This window comes from Vibrio sp. JPW-9-11-11 (assembly GCF_013369335.1).
In the GTDB taxonomy this organism is placed as follows: Bacteria; Pseudomonadota; Gammaproteobacteria; order Enterobacterales; family Vibrionaceae; genus Vibrio.
This window is the reverse complement of the sequence record NZ_SZQJ01000035.1, coordinates 1-425: the sequence shown is the minus strand read 5'-3', so window position 1 is coordinate 425 and position 425 is coordinate 1. Positions and strand designations below refer to the sequence as shown.

The 425-nt window shown below is 42.6% G+C and carries 1 tRNA gene and 1 rRNA gene; both read left to right on the top strand.

Annotated features, from left to right (window positions below):
- Positions 1 to 78 (top strand): 16S ribosomal RNA (locus FCU94_RS15895); the annotation flags it as partial.
- Between the two features lie 64 nt (positions 79 to 142).
- Positions 143 to 218: transfer RNA gene (locus FCU94_RS15890), tRNA-Glu, on the top strand.
- Positions 219 to 425 lie beyond the last annotated feature (207 nt).

Here is a 425-nt window from a genome sequence, read left to right as displayed (position 1 = left end):
ACCACTTTGTGGTTCATGACTGGGGTGAAGTCGTAACAAGGTAGCCCTAGGGGAACCTGGGGCTGGATCACCTCCTTATACGATGATTATTGCGATGAGTGTTCACACAGATTGATATGTCTTTATTAGAGCCCTCCTTAGTGTCCCGTTCGTCTAGAGGCCTAGGACACCGCCCTTTCACGGCGGTAACAGGGGTTCGACTCCCCTACGGGATACCATCTTTAAACATTCTCCTTGAGAGTCTTTAAAAATGGTTACCTCATTGAGGTGATTTGCTCTTTAACAATTTGGAAAGCTGACGAATAACAACAATCCCCATCTCTTTGAGATGCGTTGTTATTCAATTAAAAGTTCTCAAATCCTAATGACTTTCTTTAAATAGATAAGTGATTAGGTACCAACACACATTCAAGTGTTCTTGGAAA